Genomic DNA, 7226 nt, shown 5'->3' on the forward strand with positions numbered 1-7226 from the left:
ACCAGCAACGTCAGGCGCCGGTTCGGCAACTCCGCCAGCAACCGGTCGTGCCATTGGGGGGCACATTCCGGGCGCGGCGGCAGATCACCGCCCTTTCCGCGCCCCGGGTAGCACAGCCCCATGGGCACAATCGCCACCTGGTCCGCGTCGTAGAACGTTTCAGGGCTGATCTGCAGCCAGTCTCGTAAACGCTCACCGGACGGGTCATTCCAGGGGATACCGGTTTCATGAACACGGGTCCCCGGCGCCTGGCCCACAATCAATAACCGAGCGCCCTCCCCGGCCTGTACCACCGGCCGCGGCCCCAGTGGCAGGTGCGGCTCACACAGCCGGCAAGCGCGTACCTCTTCCAGCAGGTCAATCAGCTGCGTCATTCCGCCGGGCTGTCAGAGGGGTGCAAACGCATCAGCCCTTCCTGGGCCACCGACGCCACCAGAGTGCCGTCCTGGCGGTAGATGGAACCAAAGTTCAGGCCACGGGAACCGCCTGCGAAAGGACTATCACTGCGATACAGCAGCCATTCATCAATACGGAAGTCCTCATGGAACCACATGGCGTGGTCGATACTGGCGCACTGCACATTGGGCTGCCAGAAATTCATCCCGTGGGGCAGCATGGCGGTGCCCATCAGGCCGAAATCCGAGCAATAGGCCAGCAGCGCACGCTGGGTCATGGGGTCTGCATCTACCCGATCCACCACCCGAAACCAGACTTCCCGGATCGGCGCCTTGGGCTCCGAAGAAATGGAATCTTTCGGCGTTACCGGGCGGAATTCCACCGGGCGCTCGGTCAGGAAATCCTGCCGGTACTGCTCAGGTAAACGATCCACCAACTTCATGCGAATCGCCTCATCATTTTCCAGCCCCTCCGGGCCCGGCACGTCCGGCATGGGCGCCTGGTGGCAAACGCCCTCCTCGGCCACCTGGTAAGACACCGCCAGAGAAAAAATCGGCCGGCCATGCTGGATCGCGTTCACCCGGCGTGTGGTGAAACTCTTGCCGTCACGGATACGGTCCACGTCATAGACAATCGGTATATTGAAGTCCCCCGGGCGCAGAAAATAGGCATGCAGCGAATGGACCTGCCGCGTGTCATCCACCGTCCGCGAGGCGGCCAGCAGCGCCTGCCCGGCCACCAGGCCACCAAACACACTGCGTTGGCCATTGGCCTCGCTCTGCCCGCGAAACAAATTGTTCTCCAGCTGCTCCAGATCAAACAGACCCATCAGCTCCCGAACCGGTGCTTTCATAGCCAATCCTCAGCGCAATAAAACCAATGGCCGTCATACTACCTGCAACTCAAAAAAAAATTGAGATTGACGGCATACTGGAAAGTAGGCAGGCGCAATAGCGGATACAGCTTGTTTGCTTGGCAATAAATTGCCTAATATATGCACAACGACGAAAGAAGGCCTGACCTTCTGCATCTCTTGGGGGACAATCTGATGCTTCAATCACTCCGCCATTGCCTGACGGCAGTGGTGTTTCTCTGCGCGTTTTCAACACCTTCCGCTTATGCGGAGGTTCCTTCCCGCCTGGTCGTGCAGGGGTATCTCACTGATATCAGCACGCTGCGCCCCCTGCACGGTACCTTTGATGTGGTGGTTACCCTTTACGATATGTCCGGGCGAACCACGGACTATCAAACCGCTGGCGGCACAGTCACCGACCCCCAGGGGCTCGGGGCGGTACTGTGGACTGAAACCCAGGTAATTACCGCAGAAGACGGCCGCTATAGCGTGGTTCTCGGCGACGACGCCAGCAACCCGCTACCCGAGGATTTACTCGGCAGCGATCAGGTAGAACTGGGCCTGGCCATCGATGGCGACAGCGAAATGACGCCACGCCTTGCGGTTACCACCGGTAGCGTCCCCTACGCCTTGCAGGCGCGTGAAGCCGAACAAGTTAATGGCGACATAACACCGCGCACAATCAGCATCGCCGATGACCTTGTCATTAATGAATTCGGCGAGTGGGTTGGGCCGGATAGCGGATTGATTGGCCCCAAGGGTGATACCGGTGACGCGGGGCCTCCTGGCGCAGACGGTGTTGATGGCGCAACTGGCCCCAAAGGGGATACCGGCGCCCAGGGGCCTGCGGGTCCCGTCGGTGACACTGGCGCAGTCGGACCGCAAGGCCCTGCCGGCCCGCAAGGTCCTACCGGTGCTGATGGCGCCACCGGCCCCAAAGGGGATACCGGCGCCCAAGGGCCTGCGGGTCCCGTCGGTGCCACTGGCGCAGTCGGACCGCAAGGCCCTGCCGGCCCGCAAGGTCCTACCGGTGCTGATGGCGCCACCGGACCCAAAGGGGATACCGGCGCCCAGGGGCCCGCAGGTCCCGTCGGTGCCACTGGCGCAGTCGGACCGCAAGGTCCTGCCGGCCCGCAAGGTCCCACCGGTGCTGATGGCGCCACCGGACCCAAAGGGGATACCGGCGCCCAGGGGCCTGCGGGTCCTATCGGCGAAACTGGCCCTCAAGGCCCCCCAGGCCCCATGGGCACTCCGGGTATGATGGGCCCCCCTGGCCCAATAGGTCCCACCGGCATGACCGGCCCCGCCGGCACCTTCAGCACCAGCAATGTTGCTCAAAAGGCCTGTACCAGTGCGACAAGCTGTCAATGTGACAGTGGCGTGGTACTCGCTGGCGGCGTTCAGTGCGCCAGCAATAGCTACATTACTAACAGCTACCCCAGTGCCGCCGGCGTCTGGAGCGGCAGCTGTGAAACCTGGCAGACAGGCGCAGCCGCTACGCCCAGCGCCATCACCATCACTTGCGCGGCAGCCAACTAATGGCTATCACGCGACGGCAGTTTATCGCGGCAGGCGGCGCGGCCGGAATACTGCTCAGCACCCCTCTGGTCGCTGGCACCACGGCAACCCGCGTGGAATTGGTCAGTGCGGCGCGAGCGATTGCCCTGGGGAAGAACCAGCGCCTGCAGATCAGCGACCATGGCCGGCAAGCCCTGTGGTATCGCCATGGCAGTACCATCAACCTGACCACCGGTGCAGCCAACGAAACCCGCATCGTGGCCGCGGCCCTGGACGGTGATAACGCCGTCTTGCTGGACCGCAGTCAGCGCCGGCTAAGCTGGTTCCGGCCCGACGGAACCCTGGCCCGCCACATCGATCTGACCGATCTGCTGGAACCTGCCGATTTTGTCCTCAATGGTGATCATGCCGTGATCGCGGATGTACATGGCCATCGTCTGATGCGACTGGATATCCGCAATGAAACCAGAACCTGGCTGGAGAGCGACCTGCCCCTGAATGGTCCCGCCTCACTGGCCAAAACCCGAGAGCGTATCACCCTGCTCACCCTCGGTGATCGACGGCTGCACCACTTCACCCTGGCGGGCCACAGCCTGGGCAGTGAGGTCAGCACACTAACCATGCCCGGCGGCCTGGCCGCGGTAAACGGCCAGCTGTTGATCATGGACCGTTGCCAGAAGCAGCTCTGCTGGGCAGATCGTTCCAGCCCGCTACTGACACTCCCCCAAACCGGCGCTCAGCAGCTGGCTCACTTGAGCTGGCAACCGGGCAGTAACTTGCTGATCAGCGTATGAGGTCACTATGAGCGAACCCTTTCTCGCCGAAATCCGCATCTTTGCGAGTAACTTTGCCCCACGCGGCTGGGCTTTTTGTAATGGGCAACTGCTGCCGATCAGCCAGAACACCGCGTTGTTCAGCCTGATTGGCACCACTTACGGAGGAGATGGCCGCTCGACCACCGCCCTGCCCAACCTGCAAGGCCGGGCACCCGCACATCCCGGCAGAGGCCCCGGACTGCCAAACTATCGCCTTGGTCAGGTGGCCGCAAACAACCCGGTAGACGTGGTACAGAGCGTCGTGCCTGACCGTAACCTGGGCAATAGTCAGACCACCCGCAGCGTGGCCGCCAAAATACCTGCGGGCGATCAGCGCCACCCTTATCTGGGGCTGAATTTCATTATTGCCCTGCAAGGGCTCTACCCATCCAGAGGCTAGGAGTCATTTACTGATGAGCGAACCCTTTCTCGCTGAAATCCGCATTTACGGCTTCAACTTTGCCCCCCGAGGCTGGGCGTTTTGTGATGGCCAGATTCTGCCCATCAACCAGAATCAATCCCTTTATTCTCTGCTGGGTACCACCTACGGCGGCGACGGCAGAACCAGTTTTGCGCTTCCGGACCTGCGTGGCCGCACGCCCATGCATATTGAAACAAGTAACATCAATCTGGGCGCTAAAGGGGGAACGACGAACACAACCGGCCCTGCCGGCGACGGAGACACCCTGGACAGCCTGACCCTGGATCGCAATTTGGGCAGCACACTGAACACCACCACCGTTGCCACCCGGGGCGCGCAGATGGATTCCATCGCGCTGAACTTTGCCATCGCCCTGCAAGGGCTTTTTCCCAGCAGAAGCTAGAGGCTCCTATGTCTGAACCCTTTATCGGCGAAATTCGCATGTTTGCGGGCAATTTTGCTCCGCGAGGCTGGGCATTCTGCGATGGCCAGATATTGGCCGTATCACAGAACGATGCGCTGTTTTCCCTGTTCGGCACCATTTATGGTGGCGACGGCAGAACCACTTTCGGTTTGCCGGATTGCCGTGGGCGCTCCCCGGTGCACGCTGGCACGGGCCCGGGGCTTGCGCCGGTTCGTCTGGGCGCCAAAAGTGGCAGCAATGCCAGTGGCACGGTTGCGGCTACCACCAGCGTCAGCATTGATCGCGGCCTGGGAAAAACGCAACAGACCTGGGAGGCGCTTCCTGCTAACGCAGAGTCGCTAACCCCACAATTGTTTGTGCATTTCATTGTGGCCCTGGTCGGCATTTACCCTTCCCGCTCGTAATGCACAGCTACCGTTTACGCCCCGCCAGTGACAGCGACACGCCGATGTTACTGGCCATCTACACCAGCACCCGCCAGGAAGAAGTGGCGCAAACCGGCTGGCCCCAGGCGCAGCAGGATGCCTTTCTGGCCCTGCAGGCCAAGGCACAGCACGAACACTATCTTCAGCATTACCCGGAAGCGGAACGGCACCTGATCGAATTAAACGGGGAGACCGCCGGGCGGCTGTATGTCTCGGACTGGGAACAGGAAATTCGCATTGTGGACATTGCCCTGCTGCCCGCCTTTCGCGGCACCGGGCTCGGTTCACAGATTCTCTCCACCTTGCAATCACGGGCTCGCCAGTCCGGCAAACCCCTGACTATTCACGTGGAAACCAACAACCCGGCGCGGCGACTCTATCTTCGGCTGGGCTTTGAGGAGCAGGAAGACAAGGGCGTCTACCTGCTTATGCGCTGGCGAGCTGGCGATTGAACACCGCCTCGAAATGGTAGGTGCCATCGCTGGCGCCCAGCGGCCCCACCGGCACCAGAAACACGGACGCCTCACCCAGCGTCTCGCTGTGTATAACCACCGCGCCTTGCTCCAGTTGTAACCGGCCCGCGAACAGCAGGGAAAAGCACTCCCACCCCTCGGGAGACACCGGCACATTCACTTCCGCCAGCGTCAAACTATCGCCATTTTCCAGCGCGAAAGTCTGCCCTTCACAATCTTTCCATTGTTGTAATGTGATCATGCCACCTCCCCAAATGATGCCCGCAGTGTAGACGGCGCTGACGGCACCGTCACCCTTGGCTACAATACGCGCCCACCGAATGCGCAGGAACGGGTCTGAATGAAGTTACTCCCCGACAGCAACCTCTTTCCCAGCGGGCGAGAGCACTACAAGGACTGGGCCGGCCTCAATGCCGGCAGCATGGCCGCCGTACTGGCCGAGCTGGCCCGCAGCGAAGACCACCTGTTCGTGATCCTGGCGCCCAACAGCAGCCGCGCCCAGCAGCTCACCGACTCCCTGAGCTTCTATCTGGCCGGCAGCGACACGCCGGTGATGCTGTTCCCGGACTGGGAAACCCTACCCTACGACCTGTTCAGCCCCCACCAGGACATCATCAGCGACCGCATTCAGGTACTGCACCAGTTGCCCACCACCCACAAGGGCATTCTGGTGGTGCCGGTCAATACGCTAATGCAGCGCCTGGCGCCGCCGATCCACATCACCGGCAACAGCTTCCTGCTCAAGGTGGGCGATCGCTTCGACATGGAAGCCACCCGCAGCCGGCTGGTCGCCAGCGGCTATCGGCAGCGTGACAATGTGTACGAGCACGGCGAGTTTGCCGTGCGCGGCGCCATCATGGATATCTACCCCATGGGCGCCGAGCAGCCATTCCGTATCGAACTGTTCGATGATGAAATCGAATCCCTTCGCCTGTTTGAAGCGGAAAGCCAGCGCTCCACCGGCAAAGTGGACGACATCACCTTGCTGCCTGCGGCGGAATTCCCCCTCAGTGCCGAAGGCATCGCCCGCTTCCGCAGCAACTTCCGAGATGTTTTCGATGTGGATACCCGTCACGTTCCCCTCTATCAAGACGTGACGGACGGCCTGGCAGCCCCCGGCCTGGAATATTATCTGCCGCTGTTTTTCGAACAGATGGCCACCCTGTTCGATTACCTGCCCGACGATGTGCGGCTGATAGAACTGGCCGACTGCCAAAACGCCATCGAACACTTCTGGCAGGATGTGGAACAACGCCACGAATCCCGCCGCCACGATATTCACCGCCCGATTCTGGCTCCCTGGCAACTGTTCCTGCGCCCGGACGAACTGAACGCGGCCCTGAAACAGCACCCGCGCGCGCGTCAGGCCCATAGCGAGGCGCCGGGCACGGACCAGGCCATTCACTTTGATGTGGCGCCCATGCCCGCACTCACCGCCGATGTGCGCGCCAATAATCCGCTTGCCCTGCTGCATACCTTCTCCGACGCGCACCCGGAAACCCATATCCTGATCTGCGCGGAAACCGCCGGGCGACGGGAAGCGCTGCTGGAGCTGATGCAGAAAATTCAGATCCAGCCGGCCATGAAAGACAACTGGCCGGACTTCATCGCCAACCCGGCGCGCTGGAGCCTGACCCGGGGCGAGCTGGACGCCGGTTTCTACGCCCCGGAACACGCCTTGTTAGTGGTCACTGAAAACGATCTGTACGGCGAACGGGTGCTGCAACGCCGGCGCCGTAAATCCAGCAGCGACGATGGCGCCGCCGAACAGGCCTTCCGCTCTTTGGGGGAAATGACCGTGGGCTCCCCCGTGGTCCATCTGGAACACGGCGTGGGCCGCTATCTCGGCCTCACCCACATGGAAGTGCACCGCCAGCAACACGAATTCCTGCTGCTGGAAT

The 7226-nt window shown here is 61.6% G+C and carries 10 protein-coding genes; 7 read left to right on the top strand and 3 right to left on the bottom strand.

Going from position 1 to position 7226, the window contains the following annotated elements; genetic code table 11:
• Together A3730_RS15645 and tesB are read right to left on the bottom strand one after the other, a co-directional pair.
• A partial coding sequence (locus A3730_RS15645) for a uracil-DNA glycosylase family protein (protein ID WP_197477497.1) occupies positions 1 to 374 on the bottom strand: 374 nt, incomplete at its 3' end.
• Positions 371 to 1249, bottom strand: coding sequence for an acyl-CoA thioesterase II (tesB, locus tag A3730_RS15650; RefSeq protein ID WP_063520590.1), 879 nt, complete (start codon positions 1247 to 1249; stop codon positions 371 to 373). The genes tesB and A3730_RS15645, both read right to left, overlap by 4 nt.
• 195 nt (positions 1250 to 1444) lie before the next feature.
• Between tesB and A3730_RS32970 the strand changes: the two genes are divergently transcribed.
• The 6 genes from A3730_RS32970 to A3730_RS15680 are packed head-to-tail and all read left to right on the top strand — an operon-like array spanning position 1445 to position 5304.
• Complete coding sequence (locus tag A3730_RS32970; RefSeq protein WP_304439503.1) at positions 1445 to 2788, top strand: hypothetical protein; 1344 nt, start codon at positions 1445 to 1447, stop codon at positions 2786 to 2788.
• On the top strand, positions 2788 to 3561 hold the full coding sequence (locus A3730_RS15660; RefSeq protein ID WP_063520588.1) for a hypothetical protein: 774 nt from the start codon (positions 2788 to 2790) through the stop codon (positions 3559 to 3561). Before A3730_RS32970 ends, A3730_RS15660 begins: the two co-directional genes overlap by 1 nt.
• Positions 3562 to 3568: 7 nt before the next feature.
• Positions 3569 to 3982: a phage tail protein gene (locus A3730_RS15665; protein ID WP_082872413.1), complete on the top strand. Its 414-nt coding sequence runs from the start codon at positions 3569 to 3571 to the stop codon at positions 3980 to 3982.
• A gap of 13 nt (positions 3983 to 3995) precedes the next feature.
• A complete protein-coding gene (locus A3730_RS15670; protein WP_063520587.1) occupies positions 3996 to 4406 on the top strand; it encodes a phage tail protein in 411 nt (136 codons plus the stop codon).
• Positions 4407 to 4414: 8 nt separating this feature from the next.
• Entirely contained in the window at positions 4415 to 4831 is a 417-nt protein-coding gene (locus tag A3730_RS15675; protein WP_063520586.1) for a phage tail protein, read from the top strand.
• Positions 4831 to 5304 carry a GNAT family N-acetyltransferase gene (locus tag A3730_RS15680; RefSeq protein WP_063520585.1) on the top strand — a complete coding sequence of 158 codons (474 nt, stop codon included), beginning with the start codon at positions 4831 to 4833 and terminating at the stop codon, positions 5302 to 5304. Before A3730_RS15675 ends, A3730_RS15680 begins: the two co-directional genes overlap by 1 nt.
• Here A3730_RS15680 and A3730_RS15685 read toward each other — a convergent pair.
• The gene (locus tag A3730_RS15685) at positions 5279 to 5566 is read right to left on the bottom strand and encodes a hypothetical protein (protein WP_063519635.1); all 288 of its coding nucleotides are present in this window, start codon (positions 5564 to 5566) and stop codon (positions 5279 to 5281) included. The genes A3730_RS15680 and A3730_RS15685 overlap by 26 nt on opposite strands.
• 99 nt (positions 5567 to 5665) lie before the next feature.
• Here A3730_RS15685 and A3730_RS15690 point away from each other — a divergent pair.
• The coding region (locus A3730_RS15690; RefSeq protein WP_369819086.1) for a CarD family transcriptional regulator at positions 5666 to 7226 on the top strand (1561 nt) is incomplete at its 3' end.

The organism is Alcanivorax sp. HI0044 (assembly GCF_001634945.1).